This window comes from Spirillospora sp. NPDC048911, from assembly GCF_043198015.1.
GTDB lineage: Bacteria > Actinomycetota > Actinomycetes > Streptosporangiales > Streptosporangiaceae > Spirillospora.
Window position 1 is genome coordinate 594569 of the sequence record NZ_JBICUD010000002.1, and the last position, 20916, is coordinate 615484.

Annotated in this window: 21 protein-coding genes; 9 read left to right on the plus strand and 12 right to left on the minus strand. The window is 71.7% G+C overall.

The window, feature by feature from the left end; all coding sequences use genetic code 11:
• Positions 1–27: 27 nt before the first annotated feature.
• A complete protein-coding gene (locus ACGFNU_RS10000; protein ID WP_392591955.1) occupies positions 28–1476 on the plus strand; it encodes an amidase in 1449 nt (482 codons plus the stop codon).
• Here ACGFNU_RS10000 and ACGFNU_RS10005 read toward each other — a convergent pair.
• The 7 genes from ACGFNU_RS10005 to nfi all read right to left on the minus strand — a co-directional run bounded on the left by ACGFNU_RS10005 (position 1457) and on the right by nfi (position 8518).
• The gene (locus tag ACGFNU_RS10005; protein WP_392591956.1) at positions 1457–2218 is read right to left on the minus strand and encodes a glucose 1-dehydrogenase; all 762 of its coding nucleotides are present in this window, start codon (positions 2216–2218) and stop codon (positions 1457–1459) included. The two genes, ACGFNU_RS10000 and ACGFNU_RS10005, sit on opposite strands and share 20 nt — an antisense overlap.
• Positions 2205–4334 carry an acetate--CoA ligase family protein gene (locus ACGFNU_RS10010; protein ID WP_392591957.1) on the minus strand — a complete coding sequence of 710 codons (2130 nt, stop codon included), beginning with the start codon at positions 4332–4334 and terminating at the stop codon, positions 2205–2207. The genes ACGFNU_RS10005 and ACGFNU_RS10010 overlap by 14 nt, the downstream gene beginning before the upstream one ends.
• A gap of 123 nt (positions 4335–4457) precedes the next feature.
• Positions 4458–5336 (minus strand): RNA-guided endonuclease InsQ/TnpB family protein, encoded by an 879-nt coding sequence (locus tag ACGFNU_RS10015; protein ID WP_392591959.1) that lies wholly within the window; start codon positions 5334–5336, stop codon positions 4458–4460.
• A 98-nt stretch (positions 5337–5434) separates the two neighbouring features.
• Positions 5435–7009: a class I adenylate-forming enzyme family protein gene (locus ACGFNU_RS10020; protein ID WP_392591961.1), complete on the minus strand. Its 1575-nt coding sequence runs from the start codon at positions 7007–7009 to the stop codon at positions 5435–5437.
• Positions 7010–7055: 46 nt separating this feature from the next.
• Positions 7056–7400 (minus strand): VOC family protein, encoded by a 345-nt coding sequence (locus ACGFNU_RS10025; protein ID WP_392591963.1) that lies wholly within the window; start codon positions 7398–7400, stop codon positions 7056–7058.
• Entirely contained in the window at positions 7397–7795 is a 399-nt protein-coding gene (locus tag ACGFNU_RS10030; RefSeq protein ID WP_392591965.1) for a Zn-ribbon domain-containing OB-fold protein, read from the minus strand. Before ACGFNU_RS10030 ends, ACGFNU_RS10025 begins: the two co-directional genes overlap by 4 nt.
• A 45-nt stretch (positions 7796–7840) precedes the next feature.
• Positions 7841–8518, minus strand: a complete 678-nt coding sequence (gene nfi / locus ACGFNU_RS10035; RefSeq protein WP_392591967.1) for a deoxyribonuclease V — start codon at positions 8516–8518, stop codon at positions 7841–7843.
• Between the two features lie 60 nt (positions 8519–8578).
• Here nfi and ACGFNU_RS10040 point away from each other — a divergent pair, with 60 nt between their 5' ends.
• Both ACGFNU_RS10040 and ACGFNU_RS10045 read left to right on the plus strand, forming a co-directional pair.
• Positions 8579–9199 (plus strand): isochorismatase family protein, encoded by a 621-nt coding sequence (locus ACGFNU_RS10040; protein WP_392591969.1) that lies wholly within the window; start codon positions 8579–8581, stop codon positions 9197–9199.
• A gap of 17 nt (positions 9200–9216) precedes the next feature.
• Entirely contained in the window at positions 9217–9951 is a 735-nt protein-coding gene (locus ACGFNU_RS10045; RefSeq protein WP_392591971.1) for an SDR family NAD(P)-dependent oxidoreductase, read from the plus strand.
• 2 nt (positions 9952–9953) lie between these two features.
• On the opposite strand, the gene ACGFNU_RS10050 is transcribed toward ACGFNU_RS10045, so the two are convergent.
• Complete coding sequence (locus tag ACGFNU_RS10050; protein WP_392591973.1) at positions 9954–11126, minus strand: serine hydrolase domain-containing protein; 1173 nt, start codon at positions 11124–11126, stop codon at positions 9954–9956.
• A gap of 34 nt (positions 11127–11160) precedes the next feature.
• On the opposite strand from ACGFNU_RS10050, the gene ACGFNU_RS10055 reads away from it, so the two are divergent.
• Positions 11161–12072, plus strand: a complete 912-nt coding sequence (locus tag ACGFNU_RS10055) for a cyclase family protein (protein WP_392591975.1) — start codon at positions 11161–11163, stop codon at positions 12070–12072.
• Between the two features lie 5 nt (positions 12073–12077).
• Here ACGFNU_RS10055 and ACGFNU_RS10060 read toward each other — a convergent pair whose 3' ends face one another.
• The 3 genes from ACGFNU_RS10060 to ACGFNU_RS10070 form a co-directional block, all read right to left on the minus strand.
• Positions 12078–13586 carry an AMP-binding protein gene (locus tag ACGFNU_RS10060; protein WP_392591977.1) on the minus strand — a complete coding sequence of 503 codons (1509 nt, stop codon included), beginning with the start codon at positions 13584–13586 and terminating at the stop codon, positions 12078–12080.
• A 9-nt stretch (positions 13587–13595) separates the two neighbouring features.
• Positions 13596–14654, minus strand: a complete 1059-nt coding sequence (locus ACGFNU_RS10065) for an LLM class flavin-dependent oxidoreductase (RefSeq protein ID WP_392593477.1) — start codon at positions 14652–14654, stop codon at positions 13596–13598.
• Positions 14655–14815: 161 nt separating this feature from the next.
• Positions 14816–16447, minus strand: coding sequence for a bifunctional lysylphosphatidylglycerol flippase/synthetase MprF (locus ACGFNU_RS10070; protein ID WP_392591979.1), 1632 nt, complete (start codon positions 16445–16447; stop codon positions 14816–14818).
• A gap of 230 nt (positions 16448–16677) precedes the next feature.
• On the opposite strand from ACGFNU_RS10070, the gene ACGFNU_RS10075 reads away from it, so the two are divergent.
• From ACGFNU_RS10075 to ACGFNU_RS10095, 5 genes are all read left to right on the plus strand, one after another.
• Positions 16678–17133, plus strand: a complete 456-nt coding sequence (locus tag ACGFNU_RS10075; RefSeq protein WP_392591981.1) for a flavodoxin family protein — start codon at positions 16678–16680, stop codon at positions 17131–17133.
• A gap of 20 nt (positions 17134–17153) precedes the next feature.
• Positions 17154–17453: a Dabb family protein gene (locus ACGFNU_RS10080; protein WP_392591983.1), complete on the plus strand. Its 300-nt coding sequence runs from the start codon at positions 17154–17156 to the stop codon at positions 17451–17453.
• A 210-nt stretch (positions 17454–17663) separates the two neighbouring features.
• Entirely contained in the window at positions 17664–18770 is a 1107-nt protein-coding gene (locus ACGFNU_RS10085) for an acetyl-CoA acetyltransferase (protein ID WP_392593479.1), read from the plus strand.
• Positions 18771–18796: 26 nt separating this feature from the next.
• Positions 18797–19939, plus strand: coding sequence for a sensor histidine kinase (locus ACGFNU_RS10090; RefSeq protein ID WP_392591985.1), 1143 nt, complete (start codon positions 18797–18799; stop codon positions 19937–19939).
• Between the two features lie 14 nt (positions 19940–19953).
• Complete coding sequence (locus ACGFNU_RS10095; protein ID WP_392593481.1) at positions 19954–20634, plus strand: response regulator; 681 nt, start codon at positions 19954–19956, stop codon at positions 20632–20634.
• 22 nt (positions 20635–20656) lie between these two features.
• Here the strand turns inward: ACGFNU_RS10095 and ACGFNU_RS10100 are convergent, their stop codons facing one another.
• Positions 20657–20890 (minus strand): hypothetical protein, encoded by a 234-nt coding sequence (locus ACGFNU_RS10100; protein WP_392591987.1) that lies wholly within the window; start codon positions 20888–20890, stop codon positions 20657–20659.
• Positions 20891–20916 lie beyond the last annotated feature (26 nt).

The following is a 20916-nucleotide window of genomic DNA, read 5'->3' on the forward strand; positions in this document are numbered from 1 at the left end:
AACGAACGATACGTGAGAGGAACGGTCGTGCGCGAGTACCTGGGGTTGGCCGAGCAGGCGGATTTGCTGGCACGGGGCGAGGTGTCCGCCACCGAGATGGTGGAGCACTCCCTGGAACGGATCGCGGCGCAGGACGCGCTCGGCGCGTTCCGGGTCGTCCGGGCCGAGGCGGCGCTGGCGGAGGCGGCCGAGGCGGACAAGCGACTGCGCGACGGATGGGGGGCGGCGGGGCGTAGCCATGGGGGTGAAACACAGCGCCTGCCGTTGCTAGGCGTGCCGGTGGCCATCAAGGACGACACGGACCTCGCGGGGGAGACCACGCCGTTCGCGGTGATCGGCGACCACAAGCCCGCGACGCGGGACGCCGAGCAGGTACGGAGGTTGCGCGCGGCCGGCGCCGTCATCGTCGGCAAGACGACGACGTGCGAGATCGGGTTGTGGCCGTTCAGCGAGTCGCCGGGGTACGGCTGCGCGCGCAACCCGTGGAACCCGGACTACACACCCGGCGGGTCGTCGGGCGGCTCCGCGGCCGCGGTGGCCGCGGGGATGGTCGCGGCGGCGGTGGGCTCGGACGGCGCCGGCTCGATCCGCATCCCGGCGGCCTGGACGGGGCTGGTGGGGATCAAGCCCCAGCGCGGGCGGGTCTCGGGCTTCCCGCAGCGCGACCCGTTCAACGGGATCACCGTCTGGGGGCCGCTGGCGCGGAACGTGGGCGACGCGGCGTTGCTGCTGGACGTCCTGACCGGGTGCCACGCGGAGGACGTCTACCAGCTGGACGCGCCCGGCACCCCGTTCGCGGCGGCGGCGAAGCGCGACCCCGGGCGGCTGCGGATCGCGATCTCGTTCAAGACGGCGTTCGGCGTCAGCGGCCGGCTCGACCCGGAGATCCGCCTCGCCGTCGAACGGCTCGCCCGGCGGCTGACCGATCTCGGGCACAAGGTCTTCCCGGCCGACCCCGACTACGGGCTGATCGCCCTCGGGCTGGTCCCGCGCGGGACGTCGGGCGTCGCGGACTGGCTCGACTCGATGACCAACCCCGTGCCGGAGGCGCGGACGGCGGCCGAGGCGCGGCTCGGGCGGATCGTGGGCAAGCGCCTGCTGCCCCTGGCCAAGCGCATGGATCCCGGGCTGCGGCGACGCGTCGGCCGGATCTTCCAGTACGCGGACGTCGTGCTCACACCGACGACGGCGCGACTGCCGATGAAGGTCGGCGCGTTCGACGGAGCGGGCTACCAGAAGACGCAGTCGGGCGTCGCCGCGGCGTGCCCCTACGCGTGGACGTGGAACGTCCTCGGCTGGCCCGGCGTGAACGTCCCCGCCGGGCTCAGCTCCTCGGGTCTGCCGATCGGCGCGCAGTTGCTCGGCCACGACTCCGACGAGGCGACGCTCATCTCCCTGGCCGCCCAGCTGGAGAAGGCGGAGGGCTGGGCCGAGCGCCGCCCCGGCGAGTACGCCGTCAGTACCCCGCGCCCGTGAGCATGCCGCCGTCCACGAGGACCTCGCTTCCGGTGCAGTACGAGGAGTCGTCGGAAGCGAGGTAGACGACGAGGCCGGAGACCTCGCGGGTCTTGCCCATGCGGCCGAGCGGCAGCGCCTTCATGAACGCCTCGGCCGACTCGGCGGTCGCGGCCACCACGTCCTCCTGGAGCGACATCGCGGTGAGCACGCCGCCGGGGTGGATCGAGTTGACCCGGATGCCGTACGCGCCGAGCTCGCGCGCGGCGGCCTTGGTCAGCCCGCGCACGCCGAACTTGCTGGCGCTGTACGCGGCGAGCCCGGAGCCGCCGATGAAGCCCTCGGTCGACGACACGTTGACGATGGAGCCGCCGCCCGCTTCCCGCATCGGCGCGGTGACGGCCTTGATGCCGAGCCACTGGCTGACCAGGTTGACGTCCAGGACCCGCTTGAACTCCTCCAGCGACATGTCCTCGATCGTCTTGTGCCGCATGATCCCCGCGTTGTTGACCAGGGCGTGCAGCGCGCCGTAGGTCTCGACGGCGGTGTCCACTGCGGCGCGCCAGTCGTCCGGCTCGGTGACGTCCATGCGCAGGAACCGCACGGCGTCGCCCAGGTCGGCGGCGAGCTTGGCGCCCTCCTCTTCGAGCACGTCCCCGAAGACGACCTTGGCGCCCTCGTCCACGAACCGCCGCACATGGGCCTTGCCCATGCCGCGGGCACCGCCCGTGATCAGTGCGACCTTGCCGTCAAGCCGTCCCATGCGCGCTCCTCGCTGCCTCTGTTCTTTTCGCCAGGGTCCTCTTACCTGTGGACACCGCGACCGCCGCGGCCTCCATGTTCCGGTAGACCGGTACCCCGGCCGCCCGCGCGACCTCCCGCACGGCGTCCTCGACCCCGGCCGGCGCGCACTCGGCGTTGCGCGTGACCAGCGTGATCCGGGTGCCGGGCAGCTCCTCCTGGAGCTTGCCCACGCTCCTCGTATAGGCCAGCAGCGGGTCGGCGCTGTTCCCGAACGTGAAGAAGCTCTGCACGTTCACATGGGTGATGACGTCGGCGTACGGGCGTTCCGCCAGTATCGCCGTCACCGCGAGCCGCACCAGATCGGGGTTGCCGCGCGGCCCGACCGGGATCTCCAGCGGGTTGGCGAGCGAACTGCCCGCGCCCAGCCCGAGCGCCTTGAGCGCGTCCCGCGCCGCCTCGGGCAGCGCGGCCAGGTCCAGCCCGGCCGCGTCGAAGACGTCGGCCGCCAAAACGCTGGCGCCGCCGCTGGGCCCGATGACGAGGATGTCCTTGGTGTCCGGAGCTTTCCGTCCGGCATGCAGATCGAAGAAGTCCAGCGTGCCGATGAGGTCGTCCTGGCTGGTGACGATGCCCATCCCGGTCTGCTCGCCGAGGGCCGACCAGACACGCGTGTCGCTGACCATGCCGCCCGTGTGCGAGGCGGCGGCCTTCTGGCCCTGCCCGCTGCGGCCGCCGATGAGGGCGACGACCGGCTTGTGGACGTGGCGCAGCGCCTCGAAGAGCCCCCGCCCGTCGCGCGGGTCCTCCAGGTAGAGGCCGATCGAGCCGGTCTCGTCGTCGTCCGCGAGGTAGCGCAGCAGCTCGGCGGGCGTCACGTCGGCGCTGTTGCCGACCGTCGCCACCTTGGAGAACGCGAGCCCGCGCCGTTCGCCGACCTTGATGACCTCGCCCGCCAGCCCGCCGCTCTGGGAGACGACCGCGATGCGGCCCGGCCGTCCGGGCTCGCCGCCGATGAACGTCTGGCCGCCCGAGGGGGAGTAGACGCCCATGCAGTTGGGCCCGAGCAGCCGTACACCGGCCTCCCACGCGGCCGCGAGCAGTTCGGCCTCAAGCTCCGGATTGCCCATCTCCCGGAAGCCGCCGCTCATCACCTGCACGTAGTGGATGCCCGAGGCCTGCCGTACGACGTCAGGACACTGCTTCGCGGGGACCGCCACCAGCGCGTAGTCGACGTCCTCTCCTGCCTCCGCCAGCGACGGAACGCACGGGACCCCATCGATCTCGTCCGCCGACGGATGGACGGCGACAAGCCGCCCCTTGAACCCCATCGCCTTGTAGAACCCGAGGAACATGTTCCCGAAGTTCGGCTTCTTGGTAGAGGCCCCGACCACCGCGACCCCGCGCGGCGAGAACAGCCGGTCGAAGTTCCCGTGCGGGACCGCCGTCCCGCTCTCGCCTGGGGACGGCCCATCGAGCGAGGCGGGCCCGACGAGGCGCGCGTCCACGGCCACCGCGCCGGACGGGCCGCAGATCACGGGGTTGAGCTCGAACTCCACGAGCCGTTCGCCGAGCGTCTCGGCGATCCCGCCGGGGCCGCCGACCGACAGCAGCAGCTTGACCAGGGCGTCCTTGTCGATCGCCGGCTGGCCACGGAAGCCGTCCAGCAGGGCCTTGCCGCGCAGCTCGTCGAGCATGGCGCGGGCGTCGGCCTCGGTGACGGGACACAACCGCAACGACGTGTCTTGAAGGGCCTCCGTCCAGACGCCGCCCAGGCCCACGAGCAGGACCGGGCCGAACGCGGGGTCGCGGACCGCCCCGACGATGACCTCGACGCCGGGCGCGGCCTGCTCCTCGACGAGGAAGCCGTCCGGGACGATGTCCTGACCGGCGAGGGAGGAGAGCATCTCCGCGGCGGCCGCGGCCGCCGTACCGGCCGAGTCCAGGTTCAGGCGGACGGCCCCGGCGTCGCTCTTGTGGAGCAGCCGGGGGCCGTACGCCTTGACCACCAAGGGCGGGGCCAGCCCCTCGGCGGCGGCTTCGAGACCCTCGTGGGCCGGGGCGGTCGCGCCTCGCGGCACGTCCACCCCGAACCCCGAGACCCAGGCCTTGACGACGTGCTCAGGGAGATGGCTCAAGTGGCTTCTTCCCTTCCTGAAAGGAGGGGCTTCATTCCCTCGCGGGATTGAGATTCCTGGTTCATCGGCCCGTGCCTCCCCGGAGAACTCCGGGGCCGGTCTTACCAGTCCTCCGCAGGCGTTTTACCTGTCCGCCAGCCCGGCGGCCAGGATGTTGCGCGCCGCGTTCACGTCGCGGTCGTGGACGGTGCCGCATGAGGGGCACCGCCATGACCGCACGTTGAGCGGCATGGTGTGCGGGTGGTCCCGGCGCCGGTCGGCGATCCGGGCATGAATCCTGGCGACCCTGAGCTGGGCCTTGGCCCGGTTCGCCGAGCCCTTGGCCTTGCGCGACAGCGCATTGTGGGCCCTGGCGAGCTTGCGCCGGTCGGCGCGTTCGTGCCGGGGGTTGGTGATCTTCTCCCCGGTGGACAGCGTGACCAGATGCTCCAGCCCGGCGTCGACCCCTGCCATCGCGCCTGTCGGCGCAAGCGGCGTGATGATGTCGGCCACCAGCAAGGACACAAACCAGCGTCCCGCCGCGTCCTGGGACACCGTGACCGAGGACGGCTCCGCGCCCTCGGGAAGCCGACGGTGCCACACCACCGCCAGAGGCTCTGCCATCTTCGCCAGCTTCAGCGCCCCATCCCGAAACGTGAAGGCGTTGTTCTGGAACGTGGCCGACTTCCGCGACTTGCGCTTGGACTTGAAACGCGGGAAGCGAGCCCGCTTGCCGAAGAACGCGGTGAAGGCGTTCTGCTGCGCCCGAAGCGTCTGCTGCAGCGGCACGTTGGACACCTCGCGCAGGAACTCCAGCTCGGGGTCCTGTTTCCACTCGGTCAGCCACTTGGCCGTATCTACATACGAGGTGTTCAATCCCTCGTCGGTGTAGCGGCGGATGCGCTCGGCGAGTGCCATGTTCCAGACCAGCCGCACACAACCGAACGTGCGGTGCAAAGGCTCCGCCTGCTCGATGGTCGGATGGAAGCGGTACTTGAACGCCCGCTTGACGGTCTGACACACGCCTAACACAGTACAGGTTGATCATGTCAAGCCACGGGTGGTGGTCGCCGACCTTGCCCCCTCCCCGAAGGGAGAAGCTTGCGGCCTTAACCATCAAATCAACCCACCTGGTCGGCGTACTGGTCGCGGATGCCACGGCGGAGGAGCTTGCCGGGGCCGCCGGAGGCGTCCTGCGTGTGCGGCAGCTCGCCGGCGACGACGACCGTGTCAGGCGCCAGGTGAGCGGGGAGGCTCTCGGCCAGCGCCGCCTTCACCGCCTCGGCGTCCAGCGTGGTTCCCGCGCGCGGGACGACGGCCAGCAGGATCTTCTGCTCGACGGCGTCCTGCCCCTCGGGGTGCGCGGGAACGCCGACCGCGCCGGCCTCCGCCACCCCGTCCACCTTGATGGCGGCGCCCTCGACCTCGACCGGCTGCGTCCACTGGCCGCCCTTGAGGATGGCGTCCTCGCGGCGGCCGAGCACGTACAGGAAGCCGTCCGCGTCCATCCGGCCGAGGTCGCCGCCCACGTACCAGCCGTCCTTCAGCACGTCGGCGGTCTTGCCGGGCAGCTTGTCGTAGCCGACCATCACGTGCGGGCCGTTGAGGTTGATCTCACCGACCTCGCCGACGACGCGGGCGCCGTCCGGGCCGGTGATCCGCACCGCGCACGACATGCGCGCCCGGCCGGACGCGGAGATGTCCTGGCTGCCGTCGTCCTGGCGGCCGAAGCAGGTGTACGGCGCCTCGGTCTGCCCGTAGTAGCTGTAGATCGCGGCGCCGGGGATCCGCTCCATGATGCGCTCGCGCAGCGCGGGCAGCAGCGGCTCGCCGCCGAGCATGATGGCCTTGAGCGAGGAGAGATCGGCGTCTTTGTGCTCGTCGGAGCCGAGCAGCGCCGAGAAGAAGCTGGGGATGAGGCTGACGTGCGTGACCTTCTCGCGTGGCACGACCTTGAGGAAGTTGGACGGGCCCCAGTCCTGCTCCAGGACGAGCTTCATCCCCGCGTAGAAGGCCGGGCCCACCAGGGCGGGGAACCCGATGCCCCAGATGATGGCGCCGGTGCCCATCACCGAGTCCTGGTCGCGGTCGACGTCCAGCCAGATCTGGGCGATGGACAGCGAGCTGAAGTGCGTGTGCATGACGGCCTTGGGCAGGCCCGTCGTGCCGGAGGTGTAGTAGAGCGCCAGCAGGTCGTTGCCGAAGCCGCCCAGCGGCGGCTCCCCGTCGCTCGCGCTCTCGGCGAGGGAGTCGAGGTCCACCGAGTCGGTGCCCGCGCCGCCCACCCGCAGCCAGAGCTTCACGTTCGGCAGCTTGGGCCGGATCGACTCGACCAGCCCCTCGACCGTCGCGTCATAGACGAACGCGGTGCACTCGGAGTGCTCGACCACTTGCTGCAGGGTGTCGGCCGGCCAGTAGGGGTTGAGCGCGGCGACCGTCGAGCCGATCTTCATCTGCGCGAGGTAGACCTCGGCGACGTGCAACGTCTCGTTCATCAGCGACGCCACCCGCATGCCCGGCGTCACCCCGGCCGCGAGCAGCGCGTGCGCCACCCTGTTGACCTTCCGGTTCAGCTGGCCGTAGGTGAAGCTCTGGTCGCCGCAGTAGGTCAGCGCCACCTTCTCGGGCGTGCGCAGCGCGTTCGCGGTCAGGATCGCGTAGGCGTAGTTGCTGAAGGGGGAGTTCTCTCGCGCCACGGCTGGTCTCTCCTTCGAATACGGCAGAGGGATGGGCGGCGGGGGGCTACTTGCGGCTCGCGTAGAGCACGAACGGGTTGCCGGCGGGATCGCGGAGCACCGCGCGCACCTCGTGCGGCCCTTCCTCGGGACCGCGGACCAGCGTTGCGCCGGCCTCGGTCAGCCTCGCCGTCAGCGCGGCGACGTCATCGACCTTGAACGACACCGCGGGCGTCCCGCCGGTCACGTCCTCCTCGGGCCCGGCGATCGCGAACGTGGTGCCGCCGCCGTCCAGCGCCGCGAACCGGCCGCCGTCCTGGAACTTCACGGCCAGTCCGAGGGCGTCGCGGTAGAAGCGGACGGCCTCGTCCACGTCCTCGACGCCGTAGAGCACGTTGCCGATACGGGTCACGCGGGCCTCCAGGTGGGGATCGGGCCGAAGCCGTCCAGTTCGACGAAGTGCACCCCGACCGGCATCCCGATCCGTACGTCCGCCGGCGCGCACCCCGTCACGTCACCGAACACGCGCACGCCCTCGGGGAGGTCCACCCACGCGACGACGTAGGGCGGCTCGAAACCCGGCAGGAACGAACGGTGGACGACGCTGAAGGTGTGCACGGTGCCGCTGCCGCCGACCGTCTCGTACGACAGCCGCTCGCCGCCGCAGAACGGGCAGGAGGCCTCGGGGAAGTGCACGAACCGTTCGCATCCCGAGCAGCGCTGGAGCGCCAGCTCACCGCGCCGGCAGGCCGTCCAGTACGGCTCGGTCAGCGGCGCGGGAACGGGCACGGGGCGCGGGTGGTCCATCGCGGCCCAACCTAGCGCACGCTTGGTTGGGCGACAAGGGCCCGATCAGGCGCCGCGCAGCGCCGCCCGCGACAGGTGGTCGGCCCGCCGCGTCGTCTCCGGGAGCCGGAAGTCCGGGCTCAACGCGAGAGCGTGACGGCACGCGGTGTCGAGGTCGATCCGATGCCCCACGGACACGTACACCGGCTTGACCCCGTCCTGCGTCCGAAGCACCCGCCCCACGACGTCGTCACCGTCCATCAGGTCCGCCGTCGCGCCCCGCGTCCGCCCCGGCTCGTCGTGCGTCCCGAACAGCCGCGTCTTGGCCACCCCCATCGACGGCAACCCGGTGAGCACACCGAGATGGCAGGCCAGCCCGAACCGGCGCGGATGGGCCAATCCGGCACCGTCGCACACCAGCAGGTCCGGCGTCGTGTCGAGCTGCCGCAACGCCGCCAGCAAGGCCGGCAGCTCGCGGAACGCGAAGAGCCCCGGCACGTAGGGGAACGCGGCGGCACCCGGCACCACGGCCTCTTCGACCGTCTCCAGCGTGCCGCCGTCCAGCACCACCACGGCCGCCACCAACCGATCGCCGTCCTCCGCGTACGACACGTCCAGCCCGGCGATCGTCGCGGGCCGCCGCGGGCCCGGGTCGTCCAGCTCCAGCGACGGCCGCAGCCGATCCTGGATCGCCTCGGCCTCCACCGCCGTCGACGGCCACGCGTGCGCTTCCTGGACCTCCATGGACCGTCACGCTACCGGCCGGGCTACCCAAGCAAGTGCTAGGTCAGTATCGTGGACGCCGTGGCGATCGATCTTGCTGAGCTGGCCGGTCCCCGGCACACCGCGCTGCTCGTGATGGAGATGCAGCGGGGCGTGGCCGGAGATCTCGCCAAGTTCCCCGACCTGGTCAAGGCCTGCGACGAGCGCGGCGTGGTGGCGAACGCCGCCCGCGCCGTCACGGCCGCCCGGGCGGCGGGCGTACGGGTCGTGCAGTGCACGGCCGCGTTCCGCGCCGACCGGGCGGGCAGCCATACCGACAACTGCCCGTTCATCAAGGGCCTCCTGAAAGACCCGGACCACATGCTGGAGGGCACCGGGGCGATCGAGGTCATGCCCGAGCTGTACGACCCGTCCGACCTGGAATCACGGCGCTACCACGGCTTCTCCCCGTTCACCGGCACGTCCCTGGACCAGACGCTGCGTTCGCTTGGCGTGCGCACGGTGGTGGCCGTCGGGCTCTCACTCAACCTGGGCATCCCGGGCCTCTGCCTGGAGGCGGTCAACCTCGGCTACCGGGTAGTCGTCCTCACTGACGCCGTCGCGGGTATGCCTGTCGAGTACGGCGACGCCGTCATGGCCAACACCGTCAGCCTGCTCGCCGCGCGCACCACGAGCGTCGAGCTCGCCAAGGCCTGGGAGTGAGCCCCGTGAAAGTGAACATGGACGGACTCGACCTGACCGGCCGCACCGCCGTCGTCACCGGGGGGGCGGGCGGCATCGGCCGCGCGATCTGCGCCGACCTGGCCGCGCTCGGCGCCCGGGTCGTCATCGCCGACATCGACCTGCCCGCCGCCGAGACCGCCGCCAAGGACCTGAACGCCACGGCCCTGCGCGTCGACCTCACCGACCCCGCCGACATCGACCGGTTCATGGCCGAGGCGGGCGAGATCGACATCCTCGTGCACAACGCCGGGGTCAGCGTCGTCGAGCCGTTCGTGGACAGCGACCCCGCCGCGTGGGACCTCATGTGGAAGATCAACCTGAGGGCGCCGATGCAGCTCACCCGGGGACTGCTGCCCGGCATGACCGAGCGCGGCTGGGGACGCCTGATCTTCATCTCGTCCGACGGCGCCCGGGCCGGGTCCGGCGGCGAGGGCGCCTACGCGGCCACCAAGTCGGGGCTCTTCGGGCTCGCCAAGACCCTCGCCCGGGAGGCCGCGCGTGGCGGCGTGACCAGCAACGTGGTGTGCCCCGGCCCGACCGACACCCCCATGGTCCGGGCGGTGTCCGACCAGCACCCGGGACTGCTCGACAAGCTCGCCAAGCAGATCCCGCTGCGCCGCATCGGCCGCCCGGACGACATCGCGGGCATCGTCGCCTTCCTCTGCACCGACCGCGCCGGGTACATCACCGGCCAGACCCTGTCGGTCAGCGGCGGAATCACCATGCAGTGAGGTCAGCTCAGGGACGCGTAGGCCGCTTCGGTGAGGCGGTAGGCGCGCAGGTCGCCGGAGAGCTGATCGCCCATGCTGTTCGGCAGGTAGGCGACGGCGAGGCCCGCGTCGGCGTCGCCGAGGCCGATCGAGCCGCCCGCGCCGGTGTGGCCGAACGCGGACTGCCGGCCTGCTGGCGGCGTGAAGAACGTCATGGCGGGACGCATGTAGCCGAGGCCGAACGAGCTCTGCACCAGCATCGTGCGGTCCGCGCCGCTGACCCGGGGCTTGAGGGCGTCCGCGAGGGTCTCCGGCCGCAGGATCCTGCCCGCGATGAGGTCGCGGTAGAAGCCCGCGAGGGCGGGGGCGGTCGCGATCATTCCGGCGGCGGGCCAGCCGGCCCGGAGCACGACCGGGTTGTTGTAGCCGCCCTTGCCTGGATGCGGGTTGTTGAGCGAGCGGTTGAGGGCGCTGTCGGGGTCGACGTAGGCGTTGGCCAGGCGTTCCAGGACGTTGCCGTCCTCGACCGCCTTGGGCGCGTCCGCGCCGCTCTGTGGGGCCCGGCGCCCGGCGGTGAGCTTGGCGGCACGGTCGATGACCTCGTCCGGGGCGCCGATCCACAGGTCGCGGTCGCCCGCGAACTCGTCCCGGACGAACTCGCCGACCGATCGGCCCGAGTGGCGCCGTACGATCTCGCCCGCCAGCCAGCCGAAGGTGAGCGCGTGGTAGCCGTGGGCCGTTCCCGGCTCCCACTCCGGCGCCTGGGCGGCCAACTCGGCGGCCCGCCCGGGAGCGTCGGCCGCCTCCTCCGCGCTGACCGGGCGGGCGAACGCGGGCAGGCCGGCCTGGTGCGAGAGCAGGTGGGCGGCGGTCGTGCCCTCCTTGCCCTGCACGCCGTACTCCGGCCACCAGGCGGTCACCGGCCCGTCGAGCTCGTACGCGCCGCGCTCGGCGAGCAGCAGCGCGGCCGTCGCCGTCACCGCCTTCGTGCAGGAGAACGCGAAGCACGGGGTCTCGGCGAGCCACTCACGGCCGGTCCGGCGGTCGGCGACGCCGCCCCAGAGGTCCACGACCTTGCGGTCCCCGGCATAGACCGCCACCGCCGCCCCGAGCTCGCGTCCGTCGGCGAAGTTCTGGTCGAAGACGTCGCGGACAGCCGAGAACGCCGGATCGCAATGGCCCTGCACCGTGGTCATGGGCGGTCCTTTCAGAGGAAGGCTTAACCGAATCATGCTCGACGAGTCGAACAACTGGGGACGCTGGGGTGCCGATGACGAACGCGGCGCCCTCAACCTCCTTACCCCGGAGGTCCTGGTCGCGGCGGCCGGCTGCGTGCGGGAGGGGCGGGCGCTGAGCCTGTCGCTGCCGATCAGGGGGGCCACCTCGTCGCCCGCGCCGACCACCGTCCCGCACTTGCGGGGGAGGCCGTTGCCGCAGCACTTCATGTCGGTCGACGGCGGCGACTACGCGGCCGGCACGCGGGCCATCGGCGCCGGGTTGAAGATGGCGGATGACGCCTTGGTCGTGACGCCGCACGGGACCACGACGCATATGGACGCGCTGTGCCACATGTGGTCGGGGAACGAGCTCTACAACGGGCACCCGGCCGACCGCGTGCGCTCCTATGGCGCTGGGCGCTGCGGTATCGACAAGGCGGGGCCTGTCGTGGCGCGTGGTGTTCTTTTCGATGTTCCGCGCTTGCGGGGGGTCGAGCGCTTGGCGGCTGAGGATCGGATCGGGCCGGACGAACTGGAGGCTTGTGGCGTGGAGGTGCGGCCCGGTGACGTCGCCGTGGTGCGCACGGGCTGGCCGCTCACCTGGCAGGACGGGCCGGACGCCTACTGGGCCGGTCAGCCGGGCCTCTCGGCGGACGGCGGGCGCTGGCTGGCCGAACGCGACGTCTCCATGGTGGCCAGCGACAACGCGGCGATCGGGGGCCTCAACGATCGCCAGCTCGCCGACGAGGGACTCGCCGACGACCTGCACATGATCCTCCTGTGGCGGCACGGCATCCATCTCGTCGAGATGCTCTGGCTGGAGGAGCTCGCCGCGACGGGCCGCACCGACTTCCTGCTCGTGGTGGCCCCCCTCAGGATCGAGGGGGGCACCGCGAGCCCGGTCAACCCGGTGGCCGTGCTCTAGTTCCGCTAGTTCCCCGGGTAGGCGCCGCCGCCGTGCTGCTCGTCCAGCGCGTCGTAGTCGGGGGTGTAGCCGCGCTTGGGGATCTCGTCGACGAACGCCACGTCGCGCGGCTTCTTGTACGAGGCGATCTCCGACCGCACGTGCTCGATGATCTGCTCGGCGGTGGCGGTCTCGTTCTCCTTGAGCACGACGATCGCCTTCGGCGACTGGCCGAAGCGGTCGTCGGGCACGCCGATGACGGCGGCGTCGGCGATGGCCGGGTGCGACTTGAGGGCCCGTTCGACCTCGGCGGGGTAGATGTTCTCGTTCGCCGACTTGATCATGCGGAGCCGGGGGCCGATGAAGGTGATCGTGCCGTCCTCTTCGCGCCGGCCCAGGTCGCCGGTGTGGTGCCAGCCGCCCGAGGCTTTGGCGTCGTTCAGCTCGGGCCGGTTCCAGTAGCCGGAGAAGACGCTGAGGCCGCGCGCGCAGATCTCGCCGACCTCGCCCGGGGCCGCCTCGGTGCCGTCGGCGTTGAGGATGCGGACGTGGACGAGGGGCGACGTGCGTCCCGCGTAGCCCTTGCCGCCCATGCCGAGGCCGAGGAACGTGAGCATGCCGCCGACCTCGGTCTGCCCGTAGCCGCCCATCTTGGACGCGCACCACGGACTGTCGTCGACCGTGATCATCTTGTCCCACTCGGGGGAGTGCGAGACGAAGTGCAGGGAGGACAGGTCGTGCGCGCCGTCCTTGTTGGCCTCCACCAGGCCGTCGATCATCGGGCCGAACAGGAACGCCTGCGTGCACTTCTCGGCGTCGATGAGCCGGCAGACCTCCGCCGGCTCGTACGCCGGGGTGAAGACGAGCTTGCCGCCGATCTGGAACGTGGCGAGCGTGAACATCATCGTGCCGACGTGGAACAGCGGGCCGCAGGCCAGGAACGTGAAGCCGTTCTCCATCTGCCTGATGTGCAGCAGCGACATGCTGTGGGAGATCAGCGCCGTGCTGTTGAGCAGCGCGGCATGGGGACGTCCGTCGAACGCGGCGGTGTAGAGCGCCAGCGCGGGCGTGCCGGAGAGCACCTCGGCGCCGGACGGCTCGCTCGTGTCGTCGGAGAGGTACGACTCGTACTCGTCACCCGACTTCACCCAGCGCGCGTCGAGCGTGACCTGGCCGCGTGCCTTCTCGACGGCCTCGGATTCCTCCCAGACGACGACCTTGGGCGTGAGGTCGTTCAGGACGTAGGCCAGCTCGTCGGCGCTCTGCCGCCAGTTCGCCGGGCAGAAGATCGCCCCGAGCCGATTGCAGGCGACGAGCAGCTCCAGGACGCGGAAGGAGTTCTGCCCGAGCCACAGCACGCGCTCGCCCGCGGTGACGCCGTCCGCCGCGAGGGCGTGCGCCAGGCGGTTCACCCGGTCGTCGAGCTCGGGATAGGTCAACCGGACGTCGCCGTCCACGACGGCGGTGTCGAGCGGCCGGCCGCGCCGATGCTCGCTGAGGACGTCCCCGAGAGTGAACCGTTGTACGACGGACATCGCGCCTCCTTAACGGAACGCCGGCATGACTTCTGCGGCGAAGAACTTCAGGACCTTCTTCATCTCGTCGATCGGCACCGGCCGCGTCGAGCCGAAGTCGCACATGAGGTTGGTGAACCCCATCTCCTGGATCGTCTTGATCTGGCCGATGACCCGCTCGGGGTCGCCGATGACCTCCAGCTGCTCCCAGCGGAAGTCGTTGTCGACCGAGCCGCCCTTGAGGTAGCGGTGCTGGTAGTACTCGAAGCCCTTGGCCGCCTGTCCCGTCTTGGGGTCGATGGGCGCGCTCTGCACGTTGAAGATGCGCGACCGGTCGAACATCGCCTCGAACCGGGCCTGGTCCTCGCGGGCCTGCTCCAGGGTCGGCGCGACGTAGACCGAACGGCTCGCCACCAGCTCCATGCCGGTGGTGTCGACGTTGTTGGCGGCGGCGGTCGCGTGCCAGGTGTCGGCGGCCTTGGCGATCTTCTTGAACGGGGCGGCGGGGTCGGCCAGGATCGGGATGCCGCGCGCCGCGTACAGCTCGACCGTCTCGGGGCTGACCGCCGCCACGTGCAGCGGCGGGTGCGGGCGCTGGACGGGCCCCGGCATCAGGGTCAGCGGGTGCGTGGTCTCGTAGAACCGGCCCTTGTACTCGAAGTCGCTCTGCGTCCACAGCCCGAGGATCATGTCGAGGCACTCGTTGAAGCGGTCCCGGGCCTCGCTCAGGTCGAGCCCGAAGTTCTCGAACTCGATGCTCTGGTAGCCGCGGCCGATCCCCACCTCCAGCCGTCCGCCCGACAACAGGTCCACCATCGCGGCCTCCTCGGCCACGTGGATGGGGTTGTGCAGGGGGAGGACCACGATCCCGGTGCCCAGCCGCAGCTTCTCCGTGCGCGCCGCGAGGTTGGACAGCAGGTTGAAGATGTTGGGGACGACGCCGTAGTCCCGGAAGTGGTGCTCGGCGACCCACACCCCGTCGAAGCCGAGCTCTTCCAGGAGCTCGACGATCTCGATCTGGTAGTCGTACACCTCCCGCGCGGTCTGCCCCGCGTTCTGATGGAAGAGGTGGAAGGTCGAGAACTTCATCGGGCGGTCAGCCACGTGTACGGCTCCTTCTTCAGCGGGCCCGGCGGGTGGCACGCGGTACCGCCGCCGCGACGTTCGACGCCTGACCCATCATTACGTACCAAGCGCTCGCTTGGGAAGCCTAACAGGTGTGCCGGGCGCGAAGAAGGAAGCGACCTCGATCAGGGACGTTCGAGCTGGCCGGCGGGCTCGGCGAGCGCGTCGCCGGCGGCCGCGGCCGGGCGGGCGCGCCCGAACTCCAGCGTCAGCAGGGCGGCGGCCAGCCACCCGATGTCGAACCACGACCGGAAGACGACGCAGCGCGGCCGGTAGCCGGGCCGGAACTTCTTGTCGAACAGGTACAGCGACTCCACCGCGATCCACGGATCGAGCAGATGGAGCGCCTGGTACCCGGCCTTCTCCAGCACGCCGCGCTCGCCGGAGTCCAGCAGCTCGCGGAACGCGGCGAAGTTGAGCGAGACCACGCGCAGGCCGCGCTCCCGGGCGTACTCGATCATCTCGACGATCAGCCGCTCGTTGACGCCGTTGGGCCCGCCGGGCGCCCGCCGCATCGCGTCCAGGCTGATCCCCTCGCCCGCCGTGACGTACCGCTGGAACGCGATCGGCTCGCCCTGCCCGTCGTAGGCCACCGCCACGACGGCGCCGCGGTGGTAGCCGGTCAGGAGCTCGTCCAGGTTCATCGAGAAACCGCGTTCGGCCGCGCCCCCGAGCGACCGCGACGCCACGTCCAGCAGCCGCTCCCGCAGGCCGGGCGCCAGCTCGTCCTCCCGGAGGATCTCCGACGTCACACCGACGTTGCGGGTGCGCTTCACCGCCTGCCGGACGTTGCGCATCTGGCGTCCCGCCAGGCTGAACTCCTCCGGCCGCACGATCACCTCGTCACCGAAGCCGAACGAGCGCAGCCGCCCCCACGAGGGCAGCAGGCCGGCGCTCGCGCCGAGGACCGCCGGCCGCCACCCGGTCCGCCGGGTCAGCGCCAGGAACGCCTCGATCGCCGCGTCGTGCGAGCGCGGGTCGCCCACCGGATCGCCGCCCGCCACCGCGATGCCGAAGAGCACCCGGTAGCCGATGGCGGCGCGGCCGTCGGAGCTGAAGACGTACGACTTGTCACGGCGCAGCGCGAACGGGGCGAGCGTGTCGGAGCCGGGATGCGCGACCAGGCCGGCGACGCGGCGCCGTTCGTCCTCGTCCCCCGGCGGCGGTGCGGGGTCGGCGGCCAGCAGGCTGACGACGATCACCAGGAAGCCGGCCGCCCCGGCCAGCGCCAGCACGCCCGGCAGCCACGCGGCGCCGTCGATGTGCCCGCCGGTCGCGCCGAGACCGCCGGCCACGTCGCCCGCGACCGCGCGCACGGAGACCCCGCCGACGAGCACCGATCCCACGACCGAAGCGATCACCAGGACGGCGCCGGTGCGCACCGCCGTCCGGACCCGCTCGGGATGCGGCCGCACCGTGAAGCCGTCCCGGCGCAGCCACAGCGCCACCAGCACCGCGACGAGCAGCGGCAGCCGCCAGGCCGCGTCGTCCCCGGCCAGCACCGCGAGCACGCCCATCGTCACCACCGTGACCAGGCCGTACCAGGCGGCGCGGCGGCGCAGCAGCACCCCGCGGGCGACGAGCGCCAGCGCGAGGCCGAGCACCAGGGCGTGCGCGGGCGCGAGCGGACGGCCCGTGGTCAGCAGCGACAGCCGGGCCAGCCATCCCGGCGCGTCCTCGGTGACCGGTACCGCGACGAGCGCCGCGACCAGGGCGGTCGCCGGCGCGAAAGGCCAGGCCGGCTTCGCGTCCTCCACAGCACACCTCCGATGCGGCGGCCCCTGCCCCTCACTGCGCGGCGGGCGGAGGCCGCGGGATGGTGAACCAAGATCTGCTGGAACTCATTCCCGGACACGATCGTTCAATCTCGGCCGATCGGCGACACCCCCACAGACTAGGACGTACCGGCCGGTATGCCTCGTTCCGTCGGGCTAGCCCCGCGGTAAGCAACCCCTAACGATCAAGACACGCCCTAGGGTCGAGACCGATGAAGAGGCTGCTGATCGTCCACCACACCCCGTCGCCGAACCTCCAGGCGATGTACGAGGCGGTGCGCTCGGGCGCGACGACCGGCGAGATCGAGGGCGTGGAGGTCGTCTCCCGGCCCGCGCTGACCGCGTCGCCCGTGGACGTCCTGGAGGCGGACGGCTACCTGCTCGGCACCCCGGTCAATCTCGGCTACCTGTCCGGCGCCCTCAAGCACTTCTTCGACCAGATCTACTACCCCTGCCTGGAAGAGACCGCCCGGCGGCCGTTCGGCGCGTACCTGCACGCCGGCAACGACGCCACCGGCGCCCTCCGGGCCCTGGAGTCGATCACGACCGGCCTGAAGTGGCGGAGCGTCCGCCCGCCGCAGGTCGTGACCGGCGAGCCCGCCCGCGCCGACCTGGAGGCATGCTGGGAGCTGGGCGCCACGGTGGCCGCCGAGCTCGGGTCGGTCTGACACGCGCTACGGTGTGCCGCATGAGCGGTTTTCGGCATGTCGTGATGTTCAAGTGGGCCGCGGGCACGACCACGGGCCAGCAGGACGAGGTCGCCGCGCGCCTCACCGGGCTGACCGGCGTGATCCCCGAGATCGGCGCGTTCAGCGTCGGCGGCGACGCGGGCGTCAACGAGGGCAACCACGACTTCGTGGTGGTCGCCGACTTCGCCGACCAGGACGCCTACCTCGTCTACCGCGACCACCCCGCCCACCGCGCCGTCGTCGACGAGTACATCAAGCCGATCCTCGCCGAACGCGCCGCCCTTCAGTACGAGCTGTAGCGGCTTTTTCAAAACCCGGTGAGTGCGCTCAGGCAACGGCTGGGCAAATCTACCGAGCAAGCGCTTGTCTAATACGCCTTTTGCGGCTACTTTCGGCGAGAGCCTGTCGGGATGGATCGCGCCCCGTCCCGGCAGGCGGTCCTCCATGCGCGCGGCCCAAGGAGTGCGGTGCAGGGTTTCGCGGGACGCGCGGCGGTGGCGGGGGTCGGGATGACCGCGCTGTCGCGGGCGTCCGGGCGGACCGAGCTTCAATTGGCGGCCGAGGCGGCGCGTGCGGCGCTCGCGGAGGCGGCCGAGGTCACCGGCGGGGCGGTCGAGCGGCCCGGCGCGATCCTCAGCTATCACCTGAACGACTCCGCGCCCGTGCTCTACCTGGCCCGCGAACTGCGGCTCCCCGAGGTCGGCTGGCACAACGAGATCTACGGCGGGGGCACGCAGAGCGCGTCGATCCTCGCCGACGCCGCGATGCTCGTCACCGCGGGGATCGCCGACAGCGTGCTCGTCTACCGCGCGCTCAACGGGCGTTCCGGCCGCCGCATGAACACCCTCGGCCTCAAGCTGGGGGAGGGCACCGAGGAGCAGTTCACCCATCCGTACGGCATGGCGGGGCCCGTCCACCAGTTCGCCCTGGCCGGGCAGCGGTACCTCCACGACGCCGGGCTGACTGACGAACACACCTTTGGTGTAGTGGCGCAGTCCAGGGCGCATGCGGCGGGCAATCCTCGGGCCCTGCGCCGGGAGGCCCTTGATCTGGCCGCTTACCGGGAGAGTCCCGTGGTCGCCTCGCCGCTGCGGCGGCTTGATTGCTGCCAGGAGACCGACGGGGCCTGCGCGCTGGTCGTCACGAGGGCCGATCTCGCTCCGGCGGCGCCGCGGATCCACGCGGTGGTACGTGGTGGCGGCCCTGGCGCCTCCACCATGGACAAGGCCGACGACGTCACCAGGATCTTCTCGTCGTACGTCGCCGGGCCCCTCTACGAGGCGGCCGGCATGAAGCCCGGCGACATCGACGTGTCCCTTCTTTACGACGCGTACAGCTGGCTGGTGCCGCGGCAGCTGGAGGACTTCGGGCTCGTGCGGCGTGATGAGCTCGGCCACGTCCTGCACTCGCGAGAGATCGCATGGAACGGCCGCGTCCCGGTCAACCCGCACGGCGGGCTCCTCTCCGAGGGGTACGTCCACGGCCTCAACAACGTGGCCGAGGCGGTACGCCAGTTGCGCGGCGGCGGCACCGCCCAGGTGCGCGACGCGGAGGTCGCCCTCTGCACCGGCTTCGGCGGCAGCTACGGCAGCGCCGCCGTTCTCACGCGCCCCTAGGATCTGTCTCGCGTTACGGTGACCTCATGACGGGGCCGCGGCGGATGGCGATCGATGCCGGGATCGCGACGGTGGCCGGCGTGATCAACGCGATCATGATCCATGAGGCGCTGGAGCCGCACTCACGGGCGCCCGACGCGTTCGCCTACACGCTGGGCGTGCTCATGACGCTGCCGGTCCTCCTGCATCGGCGGCGGCCCGTCGCCGCGCTGCTGGCGTCGAGCGTGCTGCTGTTCGCCTACTACTCGTCGGACTATCCGGGGATATCACCGATCACGGTGCTGGCCGTGCCGCTCTACTCGGCGGTCGTCGCGGGCCACCTGCGCTGGGCCGTCGGGGTGATCTCCGCGTTCTACGTCGGCGGCTACATCATCGTCGTCTTCAACGAGAAGGTCGAGGCCCTGCGGGCCCTGTCGGAGTTCCTGACGAACGGCGGGCTGGCGGTGACCGTGATCCTGCTCGCCGAGGTGGTGCGGAACCGCCGTCAGCTCGCGGCGGAGACGCGGGAGCGGCTGCGGATCGCCGCCGAGGAGCGGGAGATCGCGGCGGCGCGGCGGGTCGCCGAGGACCGGGTCCGGATCGCCCGCGAACTGCACGACACCGTGGCGCACAGCATGGCCACGATCACGGTGCAGGCGCGTACGGCTTTGCACGTGCACGATGAGGATCCCGCGTCCGAGGACGTCCGCACGGCGCTCAGCGCGATCCGCGAGACCAGCAAGCGCGCTCTGCGGGAGATGGGGGACACCTTGGGAGTGCTGCGGGCGGAGCCGAGGGAGGACGGCGACGGGGTCGGCCTGGAACGGCTGCCGGCGCTTGTCGAGGCGGTCCGGGCGGCCGGGGTGCCCGTCGAGCTGGCGGTCACGGGCACCGCGGCCGCGCTCGCGCCCGCCGTGGACCACGCCGCGTACCGCATCCTCCAGGAGTCGCTGACCAACGTGCTGCGGCACGCCGGGCCCGAGGTGAACGCGCGGGTGAACGTGACCTACGGACCGGATGGGGTCGCCCTGGAGATCGCCGACGACGGGGTCGGGACGTCGGAGGAGAGCGGCCACGGGCTGAACGGCATGCGCGAGCGCGCGGAGGGGCTGGGCGGGACGCTGACCGCCGGGCCCGGCGACGGCGGCGGGTTCGTCGTCAGCGCGCGGCTGCCCGGGGACGCCGCGTGACCGGAGACGCAGGGGTGATCCGGGTCGTGCTCGCCGACGACCAGTCGCTCGTGCGCGCCGGCTTCCGGGTGCTGCTGGAGTCGGCCGCCGACATCGAGGTGGTCGGCGAGGCCGAGAACGGCGGCATCGCCGTCGCCATGGCCCGCCGGCACCTGCCCGACATCGTCCTCATGGACCTGCGGATGCCCGAGATCGACGGGCTCACCGCCACCAGGCGCATCACGTCCGACCCGGCGCTGGCCGCCGTGCGGGTCGTCGTGCTCACCACCTACGCCGAGGACGAGAACGTCTTCCGGGCGCTGCACGCGGGGGCCAGCGGCTTCCTCGTCAAGGACATCGAGCCGGAGGACCTCCAGCAGGCCGTCCGGGTGGTCGCGGGCGGCGAGTCGCTGCTGGCCCCCGCGGTGACGCGCGCGGTGATCGAGGCGTTCGTCCGGCACGGCCCCGAGGCGCGCGCGGCGGCCGCGGGCGCGGGACCGGTGACGCTGCTCACCGCGCGGGAGCGGGAGGTGGTCCGGCTGGTCGGCCGCGGGCTGTCGAACGACGAGATCGCCGGCGCGCTCGTCGTCAGCCCGCTCACCGCCAAGACGCACGTCAGCCGGGCGATGAGCAAGCTGGGCGCGCGCGATCGCGCCCAGCTCGTCGTGCTGGCCTACGAGTCCGGGCTCGTCACCCCCGGCACCGCGCACTCCTGACCGGCCGTCACCTGATCGCCGATCACCCCCGGGCCCGCGTGCTCATGATGACGTCGCGCAACTGCTGCGGCGTGGGCGCCTCGACCAGCCGTGGGCCGCCGGAGGTGGGCACCAGGGCCCACCAGGACCCGGTCGAGTCGCCGTACCAGACCCGCACCCCCGGGAACTGCTCCTGCAGTCCCCGCGTCAGCGCGGCACGAAGCTCCGCCGGCGGCGGTTCCTCCCGCCCGGCGGCAGCGCCCCGTTGAGACGACATCCGCGCCCCTTCCCCCCGTAGACCTC

What these genes read in the sequence shown, in the direction of transcription:
- ACGFNU_RS10050 (WP_392591973.1), bottom strand. Translation starts at nt 11,126, where the DNA reads ATGACCACGGTGCAGGGCCATTGCGATCCGGCGTTCTCGGCTGTCCGC.
- ACGFNU_RS10030 (WP_392591965.1), bottom strand. Translation starts at nt 7,795, where the DNA reads ATGGACCACCCGCGCCCCGTGCCCGTTCCCGCGCCGCTGACCGAGCCG.
- ACGFNU_RS10085 (WP_392593479.1), top strand. Translation starts at nt 17,664, where the DNA reads ATGACCGCGCTGTCGCGGGCGTCCGGGCGGACCGAGCTTCAATTGGCG.
- nfi (WP_392591967.1), bottom strand. Translation starts at nt 8,518, where the DNA reads ATGGAGGTCCAGGAAGCGCACGCGTGGCCGTCGACGGCGGTGGAGGCC.
- ACGFNU_RS10055 (WP_392591975.1), top strand. Translation starts at nt 11,161, where the DNA reads ATGCTCGACGAGTCGAACAACTGGGGACGCTGGGGTGCCGATGACGAA.
- ACGFNU_RS10005 (WP_392591956.1), bottom strand. Translation starts at nt 2,218, where the DNA reads ATGGGACGGCTTGACGGCAAGGTCGCACTGATCACGGGCGGTGCCCGC.
- ACGFNU_RS10065 (WP_392593477.1), bottom strand. Translation starts at nt 14,654, where the DNA reads ATGAAGTTCTCGACCTTCCACCTCTTCCATCAGAACGCGGGGCAGACC.
- ACGFNU_RS10045 (WP_392591971.1), top strand. Translation starts at nt 9,217, where the DNA reads ATGGACGGACTCGACCTGACCGGCCGCACCGCCGTCGTCACCGGGGGG.
- ACGFNU_RS10080 (WP_392591983.1), top strand. Translation starts at nt 17,154, where the DNA reads ATGAGCGGTTTTCGGCATGTCGTGATGTTCAAGTGGGCCGCGGGCACG.
- ACGFNU_RS10075 (WP_392591981.1), top strand. Translation starts at nt 16,678, where the DNA reads ATGAAGAGGCTGCTGATCGTCCACCACACCCCGTCGCCGAACCTCCAG.
- ACGFNU_RS10090 (WP_392591985.1), top strand. Translation starts at nt 18,797, where the DNA reads ATGACGGGGCCGCGGCGGATGGCGATCGATGCCGGGATCGCGACGGTG.
- ACGFNU_RS10100 (WP_392591987.1), bottom strand. Translation starts at nt 20,890, where the DNA reads ATGTCGTCTCAACGGGGCGCTGCCGCCGGGCGGGAGGAACCGCCGCCG.
- ACGFNU_RS10060 (WP_392591977.1), bottom strand. Translation starts at nt 13,586, where the DNA reads ATGTCCGTCGTACAACGGTTCACTCTCGGGGACGTCCTCAGCGAGCAT.